The organism is Tenacibaculum sp. UWU-22 (assembly GCF_041021355.1).
Classification (GTDB): Bacteria; Bacteroidota; Bacteroidia; order Flavobacteriales; family Flavobacteriaceae; genus Polaribacter.
Window position 1 is genome coordinate 106,662 of record NZ_JBFNGP010000001.1, and the last position, 19,464, is coordinate 126,125.

The 19,464-nt window shown below is 32.0% G+C and carries 16 protein-coding genes; 7 read left to right on the forward strand and 9 right to left on the reverse strand.

The features are described 5' to 3' along the window. Positions 1 to 6 precede the first annotated feature (6 nt). The 8 genes from AB2B44_RS00485 to AB2B44_RS00520 all read right to left on the reverse strand — a co-directional run bounded on the left by AB2B44_RS00485 (position 7) and on the right by AB2B44_RS00520 (position 11,471). Complete coding sequence (locus AB2B44_RS00485) at positions 7 to 2,931, reverse strand: glycoside hydrolase family 3 N-terminal domain-containing protein (protein ID WP_369047595.1); 2,925 nt, start codon at positions 2,929 to 2,931, stop codon at positions 7 to 9. 27 nt (positions 2,932 to 2,958) lie between these two features. Further along, positions 2,959 to 3,444 carry an ABC transporter ATPase gene (locus tag AB2B44_RS00490; RefSeq protein WP_369047596.1) on the reverse strand — a complete coding sequence of 162 codons (486 nt, stop codon included), beginning with the start codon at positions 3,442 to 3,444 and terminating at the stop codon, positions 2,959 to 2,961. A 56-nt stretch (positions 3,445 to 3,500) separates the two neighbouring features. Then, complete coding sequence (locus AB2B44_RS00495) at positions 3,501 to 4,331, reverse strand: exonuclease domain-containing protein (protein ID WP_369047597.1); 831 nt, start codon at positions 4,329 to 4,331, stop codon at positions 3,501 to 3,503. Between the two features lie 75 nt (positions 4,332 to 4,406). After that, a complete protein-coding gene (locus AB2B44_RS00500) occupies positions 4,407 to 5,261 on the reverse strand; it encodes a PPK2 family polyphosphate kinase (RefSeq protein ID WP_369047598.1) in 855 nt (284 codons plus the stop codon). Between the two features lie 170 nt (positions 5,262 to 5,431). Further along, the gene (locus AB2B44_RS00505) at positions 5,432 to 7,240 is read right to left on the reverse strand and encodes an acyl-CoA dehydrogenase family protein (RefSeq protein WP_369047599.1); all 1,809 of its coding nucleotides are present in this window, start codon (positions 7,238 to 7,240) and stop codon (positions 5,432 to 5,434) included. A gap of 110 nt (positions 7,241 to 7,350) precedes the next feature. Next, positions 7,351 to 8,541 (reverse strand): acetyl-CoA C-acyltransferase, encoded by a 1,191-nt coding sequence (locus tag AB2B44_RS00510; RefSeq protein WP_369047600.1) that lies wholly within the window; start codon positions 8,539 to 8,541, stop codon positions 7,351 to 7,353. A gap of 56 nt (positions 8,542 to 8,597) precedes the next feature. Further along, positions 8,598 to 11,003 (reverse strand): 3-hydroxyacyl-CoA dehydrogenase NAD-binding domain-containing protein, encoded by a 2,406-nt coding sequence (locus AB2B44_RS00515; RefSeq protein WP_369047601.1) that lies wholly within the window; start codon positions 11,001 to 11,003, stop codon positions 8,598 to 8,600. Between the two features lie 12 nt (positions 11,004 to 11,015). Next, the gene (locus tag AB2B44_RS00520) at positions 11,016 to 11,471 is read right to left on the reverse strand and encodes a MarR family winged helix-turn-helix transcriptional regulator (RefSeq protein WP_369047602.1); all 456 of its coding nucleotides are present in this window, start codon (positions 11,469 to 11,471) and stop codon (positions 11,016 to 11,018) included. Positions 11,472 to 11,652: 181 nt separating this feature from the next. On the opposite strand from AB2B44_RS00520, the gene AB2B44_RS00525 reads away from it, so the two are divergent. The 7 genes from AB2B44_RS00525 (at position 11,653) to AB2B44_RS00555 (ending at position 17,627) form a co-directional block, all read left to right on the forward strand. Further along, positions 11,653 to 12,582, forward strand: a complete 930-nt coding sequence (locus AB2B44_RS00525) for an ABC transporter ATP-binding protein (protein WP_369047603.1) — start codon at positions 11,653 to 11,655, stop codon at positions 12,580 to 12,582. Between the two features lie 2 nt (positions 12,583 to 12,584). Continuing rightward, complete coding sequence (locus AB2B44_RS00530; protein ID WP_369047604.1) at positions 12,585 to 13,898, forward strand: ABC transporter permease; 1,314 nt, start codon at positions 12,585 to 12,587, stop codon at positions 13,896 to 13,898. Positions 13,899 to 13,913: 15 nt separating this feature from the next. Next, positions 13,914 to 15,077, forward strand: a complete 1,164-nt coding sequence (locus AB2B44_RS00535) for a sigma-54-dependent transcriptional regulator (protein ID WP_369047605.1) — start codon at positions 13,914 to 13,916, stop codon at positions 15,075 to 15,077. 271 nt (positions 15,078 to 15,348) lie between these two features. Beyond that, positions 15,349 to 15,990: a peroxiredoxin gene (locus AB2B44_RS00540; RefSeq protein WP_369047606.1), complete on the forward strand. Its 642-nt coding sequence runs from the start codon at positions 15,349 to 15,351 to the stop codon at positions 15,988 to 15,990. Positions 15,991 to 16,060: 70 nt separating this feature from the next. Beyond that, the gene (locus AB2B44_RS00545; protein WP_369047607.1) at positions 16,061 to 16,369 is read left to right on the forward strand and encodes a thioredoxin family protein; all 309 of its coding nucleotides are present in this window, start codon (positions 16,061 to 16,063) and stop codon (positions 16,367 to 16,369) included. 2 nt (positions 16,370 to 16,371) lie between these two features. Beyond that, positions 16,372 to 16,629 carry a hypothetical protein gene (locus tag AB2B44_RS00550; protein WP_369047608.1) on the forward strand — a complete coding sequence of 86 codons (258 nt, stop codon included), beginning with the start codon at positions 16,372 to 16,374 and terminating at the stop codon, positions 16,627 to 16,629. 221 nt (positions 16,630 to 16,850) lie between these two features. Further along, positions 16,851 to 17,627, forward strand: coding sequence for a pentapeptide repeat-containing protein (locus tag AB2B44_RS00555; RefSeq protein ID WP_369047609.1), 777 nt, complete (start codon positions 16,851 to 16,853; stop codon positions 17,625 to 17,627). A gap of 4 nt (positions 17,628 to 17,631) precedes the next feature. Here AB2B44_RS00555 and typA read toward each other — a convergent pair whose 3' ends face one another. After that, a complete protein-coding gene (gene typA / locus AB2B44_RS00560) occupies positions 17,632 to 19,404 on the reverse strand; it encodes a translational GTPase TypA (protein WP_369047610.1) in 1,773 nt (590 codons plus the stop codon). Positions 19,405 to 19,464 lie beyond the last annotated feature (60 nt).

A 19,464-nucleotide genomic window follows, 5' to 3' on the forward strand; every position in this document is an offset into this window, starting at 1 on the left:
CTAAAACTATTTAATAATGGCATCTTGAATTACTTGCTGAATTTTCATACGCATATTAGAGGTCACCAATTTTCTGTTTTCCATCTTCGGGTACACTCTGTTTGATAAAAACACATATAAAATTCCGCTTTCGGGGTCTGCCCAAGTATAGGTACCTGTAAATCCGCTATGCCCAAAACTTTTATACGAAACACAATTACAAGAGGCTTTTATTTCTGAATCTAACTGCCTTTTATCAAAACCTAAAGCCCTACGCACTTTTTTATCTACATAATAACGCGTATTAAATTTATCAATCGTTTCTGGTTTTAAATATTGTTTACCACCATAATAACCGCCTTGTAAATACATTTGCATAATTTTAGCTACTCCATTTGCATCCGAAAAAAGCCCTGCATGCCCACTAACACCATTCAACATTGCCGCCCCCATATCATGTACATAGCCTCTTAACAATTGATGCCTATAATAAGTATCGTCTTCGGTAGGCACAACTTCTTTTCCACTAAATTTACGTAAAGGATTATACGTTGTTCTATAGGCGCCTAAAGGCTTATAAAACTCTTGATCTACTAATACATCATAAGGCTTTTTATACATTTGCTCTAATGCTTCTTTAAAAAGATAATAACCTAAATCACTGTATTTATACCCAAAATATTCTCTTTGTGGAGCTTCTTTAATATACTTATATATACTGTCTTTATACGAGTTTTCTAAATACATATTTCTAGCAACCTTTAACCCAAATTCTTCAGAACTTTTCGTACGATAAAACCTTTTTAAATTTTTATGGGTAATACTATCTTGTGTTTTTATATAAAACGGAATCCATGCTTTTAACTTACCCACATGCGATAGTATTTCTTTTACCGTTACCGTATCTTTATTTGAATTTCGAAACGAAGGAAGCATTTCACCAATAGTGGTATTCAATGATATTTTATGAGTTTCTTCGGCTTTCATAATCATAGGTAACGATGCCAAAATTTTTGTTACCGATGCCAAATCATAAATATCAGAATTTTTAACTGGTTCTTTATTAGCATAAGTAAGATATCCAAAACTTTTATTATAAATTACATTGCCATAACGCGCCACTAAAATTCGAACTCCTGGTGCCATTTTTTCATTTATAATAGTATCTACATACTTCGTAATTTCAGAAAGTTTTTTTGACGACATACCCATTTCTTCAGGTACAACATCATATTGTAATCGTTTTAAATTTAACGAAATTAATCCGTGACCTTTTAAAAACTGATTTTTAATAGATACCGGTAATTTTCCGTTAATATCAATTGCTCCAAAAATAGCTTGTGCAGATAATTCTTGTGAGATTTTACTATTTTGATACGACACCAATATCCCTTCAATATTAGTAAAAGTTTTTAATTGCAATAAACTGTATGGACTAGCAAATACATCTAAAATAACATTTTTTGTTCGTGCTATTTCTTGTAACCAAACCAGTTCTTTGTCAGTGAATTTATAATCTTTCCAAGGGGTTTCATTCGATTTATGAAATCCTACGATGACTAAATTATAGCGTTTTAATTTTTTTTGTAACGTATTTAAATTTGTTGCAGATACTTTATCTACTTTTGCGTAATTTTTCAACATTTGCAAAAATGAACTTCCATCTGCATCACCTAAAGAAACGTAGGCAATTTTTTTATTTTCTAAATTTCTGATTGGAATATTTCCTTTTTCATTTTTTAACATAGTCAGCGAATTTTTCACCAATTTTCGATGCAAAATTTTGTTTTCGTAAGAATGTAAATCGTTTTCAAGGTTTTCGGTAGCTATAGGTTTGTACGCATTTAAACCTACCAAATACTTAGCTTGTAATATTTTTTTTACAGAATGATTAATTCGTTGTTCGGTTAACATTCCTTTTTTTAATGATTCTTTAATCAATGCTACTGTGCCTGGAATATCTTGCGGAATCAACAATAAATCGTTACCTGCTAAGAGAGCATCTAAATTAATAGCTGCTGAGGTAGCATAATTTGCGGCTCCTTTCATATTTAATCCATCCGTAATTACTAAACCTAAAAAACCTAGTTTTTGTTGTAATAATTTTGTGGTTATACTATACGAAAGTGATGATGGTAATGCTGCATTGGCTTCTAAACTAGGCACACTTAAATGTGCTACCATAACACTAGCAACACCTGCATCAAATAGTTTTGGGTATGGATATAGCTCAACGGTATCTAAACGTTGTTTTGTAAAATTAACTACTGGTAGCGTATGATGCGAATCGGTTGCCGTATCACCATGACCTGGAAAATGTTTTGCACTTGCTAACACCCCCACACTTTGCATACCTTTAGTAAAAGCAATTGCTTTTTGGGTTACATTTTCTTTATCTTCGCCAAAAGACCGATTGCCTATTATTGGGTTTTTCGGATTTGTATTTATATCGACAACTGGCGCAAAGTTGATGTGAATTCCTAAACGTTTACATTGTTTCCCTACTTGTTTACCAAAGGCTTCTATTAAAGTATTATCTCGTATAGCACCTAATGTCATATTCCAAGGAAATTTATAGGTGTTTTTTAAACGCATATTTAAACCCCACTCACCATCAAAACCAATTAATAAGGGTAGCTTAGATATTGATTGGTATTTGTTTGTTAATTCTAATTGTTTTTCAGGAGTACCCTGCATAAAAATTAAATTACCTACATGATATTTTGTAATTAAATCGGTAATAAATTTTTCGTGTTTAGCATCTTTATTAGAGTATGCTTGCACCATAAATAATTGACCTATTTTTTCGTCAAGGGTCATCGAATGTAAAATGCTGTCTACCCACTTGTTTTGAGCGGCTACATCTTTAGCTCGTAAAGGATCAATATTTTGAGCTAGTAATTGAAGTGATATAATGAAACATAAAAATAAAATATTTATTTTTTTCTGCATAATTTATTCGATTTCTAAATGGTTAGTTTACATAAAAAAACGAGTATGCCAACTTTTACTTACAGGCACTTCCCATTTGGTTTCAAGATCTTGTTTTGTGTTTATCATATTATTAAACACAACGGTTTCTAATGTAATTTTCCCATCTTTTACAAGAGCTTGAAAATCAGCTAATTTAGCAATGTTAATTTTTTCGTCGTCACGAAAAGAAATATTCATTTTATCCATTAGGTCTAATGATAACTCTTCTTCTAAATTTTGTATAAACCGCACCGAAGCATCGATAGAGCACCCTGAAACACTATTAAAATTTTCGTCTACTACTAATATTAAAAATTGATTGTATTTAATAGTAAAAGAGCCTTTTAAATCATCGCCATGCCCTGTCCAATTTGTTATAAATTCTTCTGCTTCGTTTTCTATAAATTCAACTTCTTTATCTGTAAATTTTCTATCAGATTGATAAATCCAAACCCGAGAGTTATTGGGTAAATTATTGTATGGTGTAAACATTGTTATTTTTTTAGTTTAAAAAGAATTTTTATTCTCTTTCACAGCCACTAGCCTTTTTATCGCAAATTAAATTTTTGTTGTAAGGCTTGTAATTTTTCTTGATCGGTTAAGCCGTCATCTTTTTTTTCAGTTATTCTATTTTTAATATTTCGTAGTACTTTTTTTGTGTATAACGGAAAATCTGCCTGTTGAATCCATGAATTATATCCAGGATTTTCTTTTAATACTTCTTCTACAGTTCTACCCTTATATTTTCCAAAAGAAAAAATTTCTTGTTTGTTATCGTTAAACAAAATAAAACCTGCAAAATCAGCTCTTTGAGTATGCGATGAAAATTCACTTAATGCATCTACGCTATTTTCTATATCGTCATATTTATCTAATTGAGCTTTTAAAATTTCGTAAGTTGCCATGGTATCTGCTTCTGCCGAATGTGCATCTTCTAAATCTTTTCCGCAATAAAATTGATAACCCGCACTTAAGGTTCGCTGTTCTTTTTTATGAAAAATTACTTGTACGTCAATTGCCTTTCTATTAGTCATATCAAAATCAATTTCTGCACGCATTAGTTCTTCGGCTAATAAAGGAATATCAAATCTGTTAGAATTAAACCCCGCCAAATCACAATCTTTAATTAATGCATCTATTTTAGGTGCCAACTCTGCAAAAGTAGGTTCATTTACTACTTTTTCGTTAGTAATTCCATGTACAGCAGTTGCTTCTTCAGGTATTTCAACTTCGGGATTTACCAACCATGTTTTACTTTCTTTATTTCCGTTCGGAAATATTTTTAAAATAGAAATCTCTACTATTCGGTCTGTTGCAATATTTATGCCTGTTGTTTCTAAATCGAAAAACACAATAGGTTTTGTCAAGTTTAGTTCCATCTAAGTTGTTAGTTTTTTTTATTTATAACAAATATCAAATAGTTTAAAACTATGTATTCGTTATCTATTTTATCTTTATTCGTTGTTTAATTGTGCTTTAAATTCTTCTACTTGAGTTTGAATTTCTGGCGATAATACGGGCTCTTTAAAATTATACTTCTTAATTTCTTGTAACAAAATTCCTGCCAAAATATATCGTGCTGAAGGTTTATCGTCTGCAGGAATAATATACCACGGAGCCTCTTTTTTTGAAGTACGATTTAGCATATCTTGATAACAAAATTGATAATCATCCCACAACTTTCGTTCTTTTAAATCGCCTGGAGAAAATTTCCAGTTTTTTGCGGGGATATTTAATCGACGTAGCAATCGTTTTTTTTGTTCTTGTTTTGATAGGTGTAAAAAAAACTTTAACACAATAGTACCATTGGTTACGATATGCTTTTCAAAAGCATTGATTCGCTCCATTCTATCATGATAAAAAGCATCATTTATATCATCTAAACTTTTTATTTCAGGAATATTTTCAGCAAAAATATAATTAGGGTGCACTCTTGTTACCAAAACGTTTTCGTAGTGAGTGCGATTAAAAACACCTACCTTACCTTTCGCTGGAAGTGCTATATAATGCCGCCATAAAAAATCGTGCTTTAACTCTAATTCTGTTGGAACTTTAAAACTATGTACTTCTACTCCTCGTGCATTAAATTGTTTAAAAACTTCTCGTATTAAACTGTCTTTACCTGAAGTATCCATGCCTTGCAAACAAATTAAAACACTATATTTACCTTCGGCATACATAGTATCTTGTATATTAGATAATTGTTTGCTGATTTTTTTTAGTTTTTTTGCTGCATCTTCTATTTTTTCTAAAGTGGGTATATTGTTTAGTTCAATGGCTTTTGACACCTTATATTTTTCAATATTCATTACCTATTCTTTAAATAAGCTTTAAATATAGAAAAAAAGCCTCTTTTAAAAGGTGTTTTTTGTATTATTTTTATTTTACAACACTTTTTATATATCTTATTTATTAAATAAAAAAAGGCTGAATTATATTAAAAAATATAATTCAGCCTTTCTAGTTATTTATTATTTATTTAGAAACAGTATTTGTTTTCTTCTTTTACTTTTTCAGCTATTTCGTTACGTAAATCAACAATATCTGGATAATTCGCATATTTTGTATAGCGTTTTAAGCCCATTAACATCATGCGTTGCTCATCACCCTCTGCAAAAGAAATAATACTTTCTTTTCCTTTTTTCTCTATAATATCTACCGCTTCATATAAATACAATTTAGTCATTGCTATTTGAGCGCTTTGTTCTTTTTCGCTAGTACGTTTTACATTTTTTTCAGTTCGTAAAATTGCCGATTCTGCCATATATATTTCTATTAAAATATCAGAAGCTGCAAGTAATAACTGTTGGTGCTTTTGTAAATCTGGACCAAACTTTTGTACTGCCGAACCTGCCACCATTAAAAACACTTTTTTTAACTTGGTTATCATTTCTTTTTCTTCGGCAAACAACTCAGAATAATCAGGTCTATCAAACGACGGAATACCAACTAATTCATCAGCAACTGCTTTTGCTGGTGCTAATAAATCTACATGCCCTTTCATTGCTTTTTTAACTAACATACCCACACAAAGCATTCGATTAATTTCATTCGTTCCTTCATATATACGAGTAATACGAGCGTCTCTCCAAGAGGCTTCCATAGGAGTGTCTTCAGAAAATCCCATACCACCAAAAATTTGAATACCTTGGTCAGAGCAGTTTTGTATATCTTCTGATACAGCTACTTTTAAAATAGAACATTCAATAGCATATTCTTCAACGCCTTTTAGCTCTGCTTCTTGATGCGAATTACCTTCTGATTTACGAATAGCAATACGGTCTTCAATATTTTTAGCCGCCCTATATGTTGCCGATTCACCTACATAGGCATTCGTTGCCATTTCTGCCAGTTTAACTTTAATAGCTCCAAAATCAGAAATACGTGTTTTAAACTGTTTACGTTCATTGGCATATTGTACAGCAGAGGTTGTAATACGGCGTTGCGAATCTAAACAGGCTGCTGCTAATTTAATTCTACCAATATTTAAAGCATTCATCGCTATTTTAAACCCTTCTCCTCTACCTGCTAGCATATTTTCTACAGGAACTACCGTATCGTTAAAAAACACTTGCCTTGTCGATGATGATCTAATTCCTAACTTGTGTTCTTCTTCTCCAAGGGTAATTCCATTCGGATTTTCCTTATCGTATTCTACAATAAAACCTGTAATATTTTTATCATCTTCAATTCTCGCAAAAACAATCATCAACTTACAAAAACCAGCATTAGAAATCCACATTTTTTGTCCGTTTATTTTGTACGATTTACCATCTTTTGTTAAGGTTGCCGTTGTTTTACCTGAATTAGCATCAGACCCTGCTCCTGGTTCTGTTAAACAATATGACCCAAACCATTCTCCCGTGGCTAACTTTGGAACGTATTTTTGTTTTTGTTCTTCAGTACCATATAAGGTAATAGGCATGGTACCTATACCTGTATGCGCCCCGAAAGCAGTACTAAAAGAGCCTGTTCCACTCGAAATATAATCGCAGGTTAAAACCGTAGAAACGAAGCCCATATCTAAACCACCATAAGCCTCTGGAACAGCTACACTTAAAAAACCTAGTTCACCTGCTTTACGCATAATTTCTTCGGTTAGCGCATAATCTTTTGCTTCAAAACGAGGTTTATTTGGAATAATTTCACGGTCATTAAATTCAATCACCGCTTCTTTCATCATGTTTTGTTCTTCAGAAAAATCTTCAGGCGTAAACACGTCTTCGCATTTGGTTTCTTTTACTAGAAACTGCCCTCCGCGTAAAATATTTTTAGTTGGTTCTGACATAATTTTTATAGATTTTTAGTATTTAGTAGCGAGTATAAGATACTAACTATTTTATATTTTTTGTTTATTTAAAAAGAGCTAAGAAACAGCTCTATACTTATAGCTTAATTTTAACTTAAAAATTCAAAAATACCAGCTGCCCCTTGACCTGTACCTACACACATCGTTACCATGCCGTATTTGTTATTTAGTTTTCGTTTACGCATTTCATCAAATAGCTGAACCGATAGTTTACCTCCTGTACAGCCTAACGGATGACCTAGAGCAATAGCCCCCCCATTTACATTTACAATATCCGAATTTAAATCTAATTCGCGAATAACAGCTAATGATTGTGATGCAAATGCCTCATTTAATTCAATTAATTGAATATCTTTTTGTTGTAACCCTGCTTGTTTTAATGCTTTTGGAACAGCTGCTACAGGACCAATACCCATAATTCGTGGTGGTACCCCTGCTGCTACATAACTTACCAAACGAGCTTCTGGTTGAATACCCAATTCTTTTACCATATCTTCGCTCATTACCATTACAAAAGCAGCTCCGTCACTTGTTTGAGAAGAGTTACCGGCTGTTACCGAACCGTTGGCAGCAAATACTGGACGTAATTTTGCTAATGCTTCTATGCTCGTTCCTCTACGAGGACCTTCATCTTTAGTAACCGTATAGCTTTTAGTAGCTCGTTTTCCGTTTCCATCAACATAGGTCTCTTCTACATTAATTGGCACTATTTGATCTTGAAAACGATCGCTATCTAATGCTTTTAGAGCTTTCATATGCGACTCATAGGCAAATTGGTCTTGATCTTCTCGAGACACTTTAAATTGTTGAGCTACGGCTTCTGCAGTATTTCCCATACCCCAATAATAATCTTCATGACCCGAATTAACAATATCGTAGTTTAATTCAGGTTTAAACCCTGTCATAGGTACAGAACTCATGCTTTCTGTTCCGCCAGCAATAATACAATTTGCCATTCCAGATTGAATTTTTGCTGTAGCAATAGCAATAGTTTCTAACCCTGACGAACAAAAACGATTTACTGTAACCCCTGGAACATCAACTGTATTTAATCCTATTAACGAAATAATTCGAGCCATATTTAATCCTTGAGATCCTTCAGGCATTGCATTTCCAACAATTACGTCATCGATACGTTTTACATCAAACGCTGGTAATTTTTCAACCATGTATTTAATGGTTTCAGCCGCCAATTCATCAGCTCTTTTAAATCTAAACACACCTTTTTTAGCTTTTCCTACGGCGGTTCTATATCCTTTTACTATATATGCTGTTTTCATTTTATTTTTAGTATTGAGGTTTTAGTATTGAGTCTTATATTTCAATACTTTTCGCATTAATTACGAAGTGGTTTTCCTGTTTTTAACATGTATTGAATACGCTCTAACGTTTTGCGTTCGGTAGCTAAACTTAAAAATGCTTCTCGTTCAAGGTCTAATAAATATTGTTCGGTAACTTTTGTTGGCTCTGACAAATCTCCTCCAGTCATTACATAGGCTAATTTGTTTGCTATTTTATGATCGTGTTCAGAAATATACCTAGAAGCCTCCATAGCATCTGTACCTACCATAAACATTCCTAAAGCTTGTTTTCCTAAAACCAAAACATCTTTTCGTTTTACAGGTTGTGTATACCCTGAATCTGCTAATAATACAGCATGTTTTTTAGCTTCTGCTATTTGGCTATCTTTATTTACAACAACCACATCTTTTCCTTTTTGAAGCACATTCATATCAAAAGCTTCATAAGCAGATGTTGCTACTTTTGCCATAGCAATAGTTAAAAAATGTTCTTGTAATATATTTAATTGAACATCGCCTTTATGAAACAAATCTTGTGCTCTTAAAGCCATTTCTTTTGATCCGCCACCGCCAGGAATTACACCAACTCCAAATTCTACTAATCCAATATAGGTTTCTGCTGCAGCTACTACTTTATCGGCATGTAACGATAATTCACACCCTCCACCTAAAGTCATTCCATGAGGAGCCGAAATGGTAGGAATTGCAGAGTATCGCATACGCATCATCGTATCTTGAAAATACTTAATTGCCATGTTTAACTCGTCATATTCTTGCTCTACAGCCATCATAAAAATCATCGCAATATTAGCTCCTACCGAAAAATTAGCCGCTTGATTACCAATTACCAAGCCTTTAAAATCTTTTTCAGCTAAATCTATTGCCTTATTTAATCCTGCTAAAACATCACCGCCAATGGTATTCATTTTAGATTGAAACTCACAGTTTAAAATTCCATCGCCTAAATCTTCAATCACTACTCCTGAGTTTTTAAATACTTCAGCAGTTTTACGAATATTATTTAAAATAATAAATGCATCTTGTCCTGGTTTTTTAACTTGTTTTTTAGTTGACGAATCGTAATAATAGGTAGCGCCATCTTTAACGGTATAAAACGAAGTTTCACCGCTAGCCAACATTTCTTTTACCCAAGCCGCAGGTTCTTTTCCTTCTGCTTTCATCAATTCAATACCCTTTTCAACACCTACCGCATCCCAAATTTCAAACGGGCCATTTTCCCAACCAAAACCTGCTTTCATTGCATCGTCTATACGGTATAATTCATCAGAAATTTCTGGAATTCTATTTTGAACATAAGCAAACATAGCTGCGAAGTTTTTACGGTAAAACTCACCAGCCTTGTCTTTTCCACTAACCAGTACTTTAAATCGGTCAATTGGTTTATCAATTGTTTTTGTCAATTCTAATGTAGCAAAGTTTGCTTTTTTTAGCGAACGATATTCCATCGTATCTAAATCTAACGCTAAAATTTCACGTTTCCCTTCGGCATTCGTTGTTTTTTTATAAAAGCCTTGTTTGGTTTTTTCCCCTAACCATTTGTTTTTCATCATAGTATCGATGAAACTTGGTAGCTTAAATAATTCGTGAGCTTCATCTTTCGGACAATTTTCATAAATTCCGTTAGCAACATGTACTAAGGTATCTAACCCTACTACATCAACCGTACGAAATGTAGCCGATTTGGGACGTCCAATAACAGGTCCCGTAAGTTTATCTACCTCTTCAACAGTTAATCCTAATTCTTTTACTTGATGAAATAATGATTGAATACCAAAAATACCTATACGATTACCGATAAAAGCAGGAGTATCTTTTGCTAATACCGATGTTTTTCCTAAGAATTTAGAACCGTAATACATTAAAAAGTCAGTAACCTCTTGCTTACAATCAGGTCCTGGAACAACCTCAAATAACTTTAAATAACGAGGTGGATTAAAAAAATGCGTTACGGCAAAGTGCTTGCGAAAATCTTCACTACGACCTTCGTTCATAAACTTGATAGGAATACCAGAGGTGTTAGATGAAATTATAGTACCTGGAGTACGATATTTTTCAATTTTTTCAAATACACTTTTTTTAATATCTAATCGTTCTACAACCACTTCCATAACCCAATCAACTTCTTTAATTTTGTGTAAATCATCTTCAAGATTTCCTGTGGTAATTCTATCTACAAATTTTTGATTATAAATAGGTGACGGTTTCGATTTTAATGAAATGGTTAACGAATCGTTTACCAAACGATTACGAACCACTTTATTTTCTAAGGTTAGTCCTTTTGCTTTTTCTTGTTCGTTTGGCTCTCTTGGAACAATATCCAACAGCAATACTTCAACGCCAATATTTGCAAAATGACAAGCAATGGCTGAGCCCATAATACCAGACCCAATAATTGCTACTTTTTTAATTCTTCGTGTCATTAGATATATTGATTAAACAGATTTATTTGATTCTTTATAAATCATTTTATCTGCTATTAATTTATTTATTGTTTCTGTTACTTTAAAAAAAGTATTAATTTCTTTTTCTGTTAAGTGCGCTCTAATTGCATTATTAAATTGGTATACCGATTTTTTAGAAACTTCACGCATTTCTTTTCCGTAGGCTGTCAATTTAACAATAACACTTCTACCATCATCTGGATTTTTTTCACGACATATAACTCCTTTATCTTCCATTGTTTTTAACAATCTAGAAAGACTTGTAGGCTCCATACCCATTAAAGGTCCTAGAGCCGTTGATGGAGTTCCGTTTTCGTAATCAATATTCAACAAAACAAAAGCCGTTGCCATTGTACTATCATGCTTTGCAGCTTGCTCATTATATAACTTAGCTACAGCTTGCCAAGTTGCTCTTAGTTGATGGTCTATTGATTTATTTTTATCCATACAAAAACCAAATATATGAATTTTTATTATGCATGCATAATAAAAATTCATAAATTGTCCCTTTTTAAAAAATTAACAAAATTTTAATTATCAACAAATAAACAACATCCAATAGTAATCATAATAAAATATGTAAGTTTGTATCATCTACAGCCAAAAATAAAATTGACAACAACAATCAATGAACAATTTATTAGAAATTAACAATGTAGTTAAGCGATACGGAAATTATACTGCATTGAACAATGTATCGATACACATTGCTAAAGGAAGCGTTTTTGGTCTATTAGGACCTAACGGAGCAGGAAAAACCTCACTAATTAGAATTATAAACCAAATAACGATGCCCGATAGTGGCGAAATTATATTAGATGGTGAAAAATTAGCCCCTCACCATATAGAACATATCGGTTATTTACCCGAAGAGCGTGGTTTATATAAAAGTATGAAAGTAGGTGAACAAGCTTTGTATTTAGCTCAATTAAAAGGAATGCCTAAAAATGAAGCTAAAAAACGGTTAAAATACTGGTTTGATAAATTTGACATTGGTGCTTGGTGGGGTAAAAAAATTGAAGAACTTTCAAAAGGAATGGCTCAAAAAGTACAATTTATTGTTACGGTTTTACACCAACCTAAGTTATTAATTTTTGACGAGCCTTTTTCTGGTTTTGACCCCATTAATGCACAGTTAATAGGAAAAGAAATTTTACAATTACGTGATGAGGGAGCTACTATTATATTTTCAACCCATAGAATGGAATCTGTTGAAGAAATGTGCGATGAAATTGCTCTAATAAATAAATCAAACAAAATTTTAGACGGAAAATTAGATGACATAAAACGTCAATACAAAACCAACACCTTTCAAATCGGTTTAAAAACCAATAATGCCGATGAAGTAACGCAAAAACTAAAAAACAACTTCGAGGTGTTTCCTGCCGATTTTAAATTATTAAATGACGCACTAAAATTAAATGTAAAATTAAAACCAGATAGTACTGCTAACGATTTATTATCGTTTTTAACTAGTAATGGAGAAGTACAACATTTTGTAGAATTAATACCTAGTGCCAACGATATTTTTATTCAGGCAATAAATAAAAACAGCTAAAAATGAATAAGTTAAAATTAATTATACGACGAGAATTTATTGCTAAAGTTAGAAATAAATCGTTTATTATAATGACGTTTTTGAGTCCATTAATAATGGTAGCTATGTTTGCTTTAGTTGCTTTTTTAATGAAAAAAAATGACGAAAAAATAAAAGAAATTGTATATGTAGATAGCTCTGGATTGTTTACAAAAAAAGATTTTAAAGATACCAAAACCATCAAATATCAAGACTTTACTAAATTAGGATTAGAAGCTACCAAGAAAAAAGTAGAAGCAGGTAATTATTATGGTGTACTCTACTTTCCTAAACAAGATAGTTTAGAAGTATTAGCCAAATCAATAGAATTTTACTCGAAAGAAAGTCCTGGATTAAACACCATAGAAAACATAGAAAGCAACGTAAATAATCGCTTACGGCATATTAAAATGAACCTATTAGGCATTAACATAGAAAAAATTAACGCCTCTCGTATTCGTTCAAATATTAAAATGTTTAATTTTTCAGGCGAACAATCTTCTAAATTAATAAACGGATTAAAAATAGGTGTAGGCACTATTGCTGGTTACTTACTAATGATGTTTGTTATTATTTATGGCAACTCTGTTATGCGTAGTGTTATCGAAGAAAAAACCAGTAGAATTATAGAAGTAATTGTTTCATCTGTAAAACCTTTTCAATTAATGCTTGGCAAAATAATTGGTAATGCTTCTGCTGGATTGTTACAGTTTTTTATTTGGGGAGTTTTACTATTAATTTTATACGGAGTAGGTGTTTCTGTACTAGGTTTAAATGCCTCTGAAATACCTTCAGCAGAACACATTGCTGTAGCGCAACAAGCCGCTAAGCCCGATCAAATTCACACCATTATACAAGAAATATTAAAACTGCCGCTGGTGAGTTTATTCTTTTTATTTGTCTTCTATTTCATAGGTGGCTTTATGTTGTATAGCTCTTTATATGCAGCAGTAGGTGCGGCGGTAGATAATGAAACAGACACACAACAATTTATGATGCCCATAATTATGCCTTTAATGTTGGCTATGTATGTAGGAGCATTTACAGTAATTAATGATCCTCACGGACCTATTTCTGTTATTTTTTCATACATTCCTTTCACCTCTCCCATTGTTATGTTAATGCGAGTTCCGTTTGGTGTATCATGGTGGGAAATAGCAATTTCTATGTCTTTATTATTTCTTACTTTCTTAGCTGTAGTTTGGATTGCAGCAAAAATTTATCGTGTGGGTATTTTAATGTATGGTAAAAAACCAACTTACAAAGATTTATGGAAATGGATTCGTTATAGCGGATAAAATAACCTGATAGTTATGAATAAAATATTAATAATAGAAGACGAAGCAGCTATTCGTAGAGTACTAAAAAAAATTATTTCAGAAGAAAACGATAACTACCAAGTAGAAGAAGCAGAAGATGGTTTGATTGGTATTGAAATGATTAAAGAAAAAGATTACGACTTGGTACTTTGCGACATAAAAATGCCTAAGATGGATGGTGTAGAGGTATTAGAAAAAACAAAAAAAATAAAACCTGAAATACCCATTGTAATGATTTCAGGTCATGGTGATTTAGATACGGCTGTAAACACAATGCGCCTTGGTGCTTTTGATTACATTTCAAAACCACCCGATTTAAACCGCTTGCTAAATACCGTTCGAAATGCGTTAGACAAAAAAGAATTAATTGTCGAAAACAAACGATTAAAAAAGAAGGTTAGTAAAAATTATGAAATGATTGGTCAAAGCAAATCAATCACTCATATACAAGAAATCATTGAAAAAGTAGCAACAACAGATGCTCGCGTATTAATTACAGGAGGTAATGGTACAGGAAAAGAATTAGTAGCACATTGGTTACATCAAAAATCAAATCGCTCTAAGGCACCATTAATTGAAGTAAACTGCGCTGCTATTCCGTCAGAATTAATAGAGAGCGAATTATTTGGACACATTAAAGGTAGTTTTACTGGTGCTAATAAAGATAGAGCCGGTAAATTTGAAGCTGCAAATGGCGGAACCATATTTTTAGATGAAATTGGCGACATGAGCCTATCGGCTCAAGCCAAAGTATTACGCGCACTACAAGAAAATAAAATTTCAAGAGTGGGTAGCGACAAAGACATTAAAGTTAATGTTCGTGTAATTGCCGCTACCAACAAAGATTTAAAAAAAGAAATCGAAGCTAATCGCTTTAGAGAAGACTTATACCATCGTTTAGCGGTCATTTTAATAGAAGTACCCTCGCTAAACGAAAGACGAGAAGACATTCCGCTACTGGTTGATTTTTTTGCAAAAAAAATTGCAGAAGAACAAGGTACTCCCATAAAACCATTTTCTGCCAAAGCCATAAAATTATTACAAGATTATAATTGGACTGGAAATATTCGCGAATTACGTAATGTAGTTGAACGCTTAATTATTCTTGGAGAAAAAGAAGTGTCTGAAAAAGATGTGAAATTATTTGCTGTAAAATAATTTTACAAAGTATATAAAATATAAACAATTCGTTTTTTATTAATTTAACGATTCTCTTTTGTTTGATTAGTTGTTAATTTTCATCACTATTAACAGCTTAGCTTTTGATTGCAATATTAAATCATTATTTAAATTGATTGAAAAAAATAAATTATAAATAAAATTTATTTTAATATAAAAAATTAACATCACGTTTATACTTTTATCATTTTTTTCAGTGCTATATTTGTATCAGTAAAATAAATAATTAATTAATAAAAACTAATAAAACATGGCTACAGCAGTTGGTAAAAAATTTCCAAATTTACAAGTAGATGCAATGAACGAAATGGGTGATACATTTAAAGTAAATGTATTAGAAGAAGCTACAAAAAATAAAAAGAAAGTATTATTATTTTGGTATCCAAAAGATTTTACATTCGTATGCCCAACAGAATTACATGCTTTTCAAGCAGCATTAAAAGAATTTGAAAAAAGAAACACTTTAGTAATAGGTGCTTCTTGCGATACACCAGAAGTACATTTTGCATGGTTAAACACTCCAAAAGATAATGGTGGTATTGAAGGTGTTACTTATCCTTTATTAGCCGATAGCAACCGTAATTTATCATCTATTTTAGGTATTTTAGATATTACAAATGAAGAATACGATGAAGCTACTGGAACAATACAAGTAGAAGGTGACAACGTAACTTACAGAGCTACTTATTTAATTGACGAAGAAGGTACTGTTTTTCATGAAGGAATTAACCATATGCCTTTAGGTAGAAATGTAAACGAATTTTTACGTTTAATAGATGCTTACACACACGTACAAGAAAAAGGCGAAGTATGCCCTGCAAACTGGGAAGAAGGTAAAGATGCAATGAAAGCTAACGCTAAATCAACTGCCGAATATTTAGCCTCTCACTAAAAAAATAATTTTCGAGTTACTAACTCAATTAACAGCTAGTAACTCGAAAGTTTTAAATCAATAAATAATTATGGTACAAGAACTCGATCAAGATAATTTATCAACCATTATAGCAAACAATAAAAAAGTAGTGGTACAATATGCTGCATCATGGTGTGGAAACTGTAGAATTATGAAACCTAAATTTAAAAAATTGGCTTCTGAAAATGAAGATATGGTTTTTGTAATTGTTGATGCAGAAAAATTTCCAGAAAGCAGAAAATTAGCCACCGTAAACAATCTACCAACCTTTGCTACTTTTGTAGATGGTAAATTTGTTAATCAAACACAAACCAATAAGTTTGAAGTATTAAAAGATTTAGTAAACGAAGTTGCTTAATTATGAAATTACCGATTATAAAACATCTAACTAACTTTATCGAAGAAAACGATCAAGATTACATATTAGAAACCATAGAAACACTAGAGTCATTAACCGAATTACCGTCGTTAAAAGACGAAGAACTAGATGTTATCGGCGAACTAATTTCTAATATGTACGGGGCAATAGAAGTAAATACTATGATTAAAAATGGTACACCTAAAAAAGAAGCTTTAAACACTTTTATGCAGCGTGTATTAGGCTCTATAGACTCTTAATTTAAGTGTGCAAAACAATTCTATATAGGTAAGCTATATCATATTTAGCAAGGCTTAAAGTAAAAACAAGCACCCTTTTTATTTGTATCACCTACATACAAATAATTTTATCATTTTAAATATAATACATAAAAGGATAAACTTTTCTTCAATTTGGTAAACTTTAAACTGTAACATTTTTAGTTTTAAAATGTCTCTATAGTAATTAAAAGTCGTTAAAAATGAAATACCATATTATTTTATCAATCGTATTTTTTTATTTTACCTTAGTTGGTTTTTCGCAAAAAACAGTACAAGCAAATCAAATACTAAACAATATAAAAGAAGAAAAAGCTATTAGCTATAAAAACACCACCGTACAAGGTGTTTTAGATTTTACTTTTATAAAAGAAGCTATACAGCACTTGCCTTCAAAAAAAAAATGGATTAATAATAGTAACGAAGTAAATAAGTTAATTAAATCTTCAATAACATTTATTAATTGCACATTTACAGGTGATGTTTTAGCGTATATACCCGATAAAGAAACAGGATATACCTTTACAGCAAGCTTTGAAGACAATGTGATATTTAAAAACTGTGTTTTTGAAAAAAAGGCTCTTTTTAAATATTCTGAATTTAAAAAAGAATGTGATTTTTCAGAAAGTAAATTTAAAGATGATTCAAGTTTTAAATATTCTAAATTTAAAAACAATACGCATTTCGAAAATACTTATTTTGAAAACCTAACCACCTTTAAATACGCGGTGTTTAACACCTTTATAAGTTTTGAAAATTCGATTTTTAACGATTCTGCAACATTTAAATACACCCAATTTAAAAATGGGGTTTCTTTTAAAAACACTAATTTTAAAGAAGATTTAGATATCAAGTATACTAAGGTTTGGGGCAACTTTAATATTTCAAATATGAAAGTTGGTTATGATATCGACTCAAAATATACCAAAATAAATGGGCATAGCTTTAGCAAATACCTAATTAACACCCCCCAAAACTAATCGTTTATTTTACAAAATTAATTTTACGCATACGTAAACTTAAAGGCGTTACCTCTAAAAACTCATCGTCTTTAATATACTCCATACATTCTTCTAGCGAAAAATCGATTTTAGGTGCTATTTTTACACCTTCATCAGAACCTGAAGCACGAACGTTGGTTAGTTTTTTTCCTTTTATCAAGTTAACTGCCATATCTTCTTGCTTCGCATTTTCACCTACTACCTGCCCTTTATATATTTCTTGATTTGGGTCTATAAAAAACTTACCTCTATCTTGTAGTCGATCAATCGCATATGCTGTAGCCTTACCTGTTTCTGACGAAACTATAGCGCCGTTTACCACATCATTTAATTCACCTTTATAAACATCGTAACCACGTAAACGGTGATTTATAATGGCTTCTCCTTGTGTTGCCGTTAGTAATTTGTTACGTAAGCCTATTAACCCGCGCGAAGGAATATCAAACTCTAAATGTTGTAAATCGCCTTTAGGCTCCATTACCAATAAATCGCCTTTACGAATGGTTACCAAATTAATTGCTTTAGAAGCTAACTCTTCTGGAACATCAATAACCAAAGTTTCATAAGGCTCACATTTTTTACCATCAATTTCTTTAATAATTACCTGCGGACGACCAACTTGCAATTCATAACCTTCACGGCGCATGGTTTCTATTAAAACAGATAAATGTAAAATTCCTCTTCCAAAAACATTAAACTTATCTTCACTATCGGTATCTTCTACTCGTAAGGCTAAGTTTTTTTCGGTTTCTTTATATAGTCTATCTCGTAAATGACGTGAAGTAACAAATTTACCTTCTTTACCAAAAAAAGGTGAGTTATTAATGGTAAACAACATACTCATCGTTGGCTTATCTACCTCAATTCTTGGTAAGGGTTCTGGGTTCTCTAAATCAGCAATCGTATCTCCTATTTCAAAGCCTTCTACACCTGTAATAGCACAAATATCACCACTGCGAACTTTTGCTACTTTAGCCTTACCCATTCCTTCAAAAACATGTAATTCTTTAATTCTAACTTTTTTATTAGAACCATCTGCTTTACATAGTGTATAATCTTTTGCTTCTTCTAAATCGCCTCTAAATACACGACCAATTGCAATACGTCCCGTAAATGAAGAAAAATCTAACGAGGTAATTTGCATTTGTGGAGTTCCTTCTCGATAAGGAGCTTCTGGAATAGTTTCAATTACAGCATCTAACAAAGGAATGATATCGGTTGTAGGTTGTTTCCAATCTGTACTCATCCAACCGTTTTTTGCCGAACCATATATCGTGGTAAAATCTAATTGTTCTTCAGTAGCATCTAATGCAAACATTAAATCAAAAACTTTTTCGTGTACTAAATCAGGGGTGCAATTTTCTTTATCTACCTTGTTTACTACCACAATAGGGGTTAACCCTAACTCAATAGCTTTACCTAGTACAAAACGAGTTTGTGGCATAGGCCCCTCAAAGGCATCAACTAACAATAGTACACCATCTGCCATTTTTAATACACGCTCTACTTCTCCACCAAAATCGGCGTGACCAGGAGTGTCTATTACATTAATTTTTACTCCTTTATAATTAACCGATACATTTTTAGAAAGAATAGTAATACCTCTTTCTCGTTCCAAATCGTTATTATCTAATAGCAAATCGGTACGTTCTTTACGATCGTCTAAAATTTTTGCTTGATCTATAATTTTATCTACTAATGTAGTTTTTCCATGATCAACGTGTGCTATAATAGCGATATTTCTAATTGACTGCATGCTTGCTTATTTTGAAGCTGCAAAAGTAGTGTTTTATTCTTTAATAAATCACGAATTTTT

What these genes read in the sequence shown, in the direction of transcription:
- AB2B44_RS00485 (WP_369047595.1), bottom strand. Translation starts at nt 2,931, where the DNA reads ATGCAGAAAAAAATAAATATTTTATTTTTATGTTTCATTATATCACTT.
- AB2B44_RS00490 (WP_369047596.1), bottom strand. Translation starts at nt 3,444, where the DNA reads ATGTTTACACCATACAATAATTTACCCAATAACTCTCGGGTTTGGATT.
- AB2B44_RS00495 (WP_369047597.1), bottom strand. Translation starts at nt 4,331, where the DNA reads ATGGAACTAAACTTGACAAAACCTATTGTGTTTTTCGATTTAGAAACA.
- AB2B44_RS00500 (WP_369047598.1), bottom strand. Translation starts at nt 5,261, where the DNA reads ATGAATATTGAAAAATATAAGGTGTCAAAAGCCATTGAACTAAACAAT.
- AB2B44_RS00505 (WP_369047599.1), bottom strand. Translation starts at nt 7,240, where the DNA reads ATGTCAGAACCAACTAAAAATATTTTACGCGGAGGGCAGTTTCTAGTA.
- AB2B44_RS00510 (WP_369047600.1), bottom strand. Translation starts at nt 8,541, where the DNA reads ATGAAAACAGCATATATAGTAAAAGGATATAGAACCGCCGTAGGAAAA.
- AB2B44_RS00515 (WP_369047601.1), bottom strand. Translation starts at nt 11,003, where the DNA reads ATGACACGAAGAATTAAAAAAGTAGCAATTATTGGGTCTGGTATTATG.
- AB2B44_RS00520 (WP_369047602.1), bottom strand. Translation starts at nt 11,471, where the DNA reads ATGGATAAAAATAAATCAATAGACCATCAACTAAGAGCAACTTGGCAA.
- AB2B44_RS00525 (WP_369047603.1), top strand. Translation starts at nt 11,653, where the DNA reads ATGAACAATTTATTAGAAATTAACAATGTAGTTAAGCGATACGGAAAT.
- AB2B44_RS00530 (WP_369047604.1), top strand. Translation starts at nt 12,585, where the DNA reads ATGAATAAGTTAAAATTAATTATACGACGAGAATTTATTGCTAAAGTT.
- AB2B44_RS00535 (WP_369047605.1), top strand. Translation starts at nt 13,914, where the DNA reads ATGAATAAAATATTAATAATAGAAGACGAAGCAGCTATTCGTAGAGTA.
- AB2B44_RS00540 (WP_369047606.1), top strand. Translation starts at nt 15,349, where the DNA reads ATGGCTACAGCAGTTGGTAAAAAATTTCCAAATTTACAAGTAGATGCA.
- AB2B44_RS00545 (WP_369047607.1), top strand. Translation starts at nt 16,061, where the DNA reads ATGGTACAAGAACTCGATCAAGATAATTTATCAACCATTATAGCAAAC.
- AB2B44_RS00550 (WP_369047608.1), top strand. Translation starts at nt 16,372, where the DNA reads ATGAAATTACCGATTATAAAACATCTAACTAACTTTATCGAAGAAAAC.
- AB2B44_RS00555 (WP_369047609.1), top strand. Translation starts at nt 16,851, where the DNA reads ATGAAATACCATATTATTTTATCAATCGTATTTTTTTATTTTACCTTA.
- typA (WP_369047610.1), bottom strand. Translation starts at nt 19,404, where the DNA reads ATGCAGTCAATTAGAAATATCGCTATTATAGCACACGTTGATCATGGA.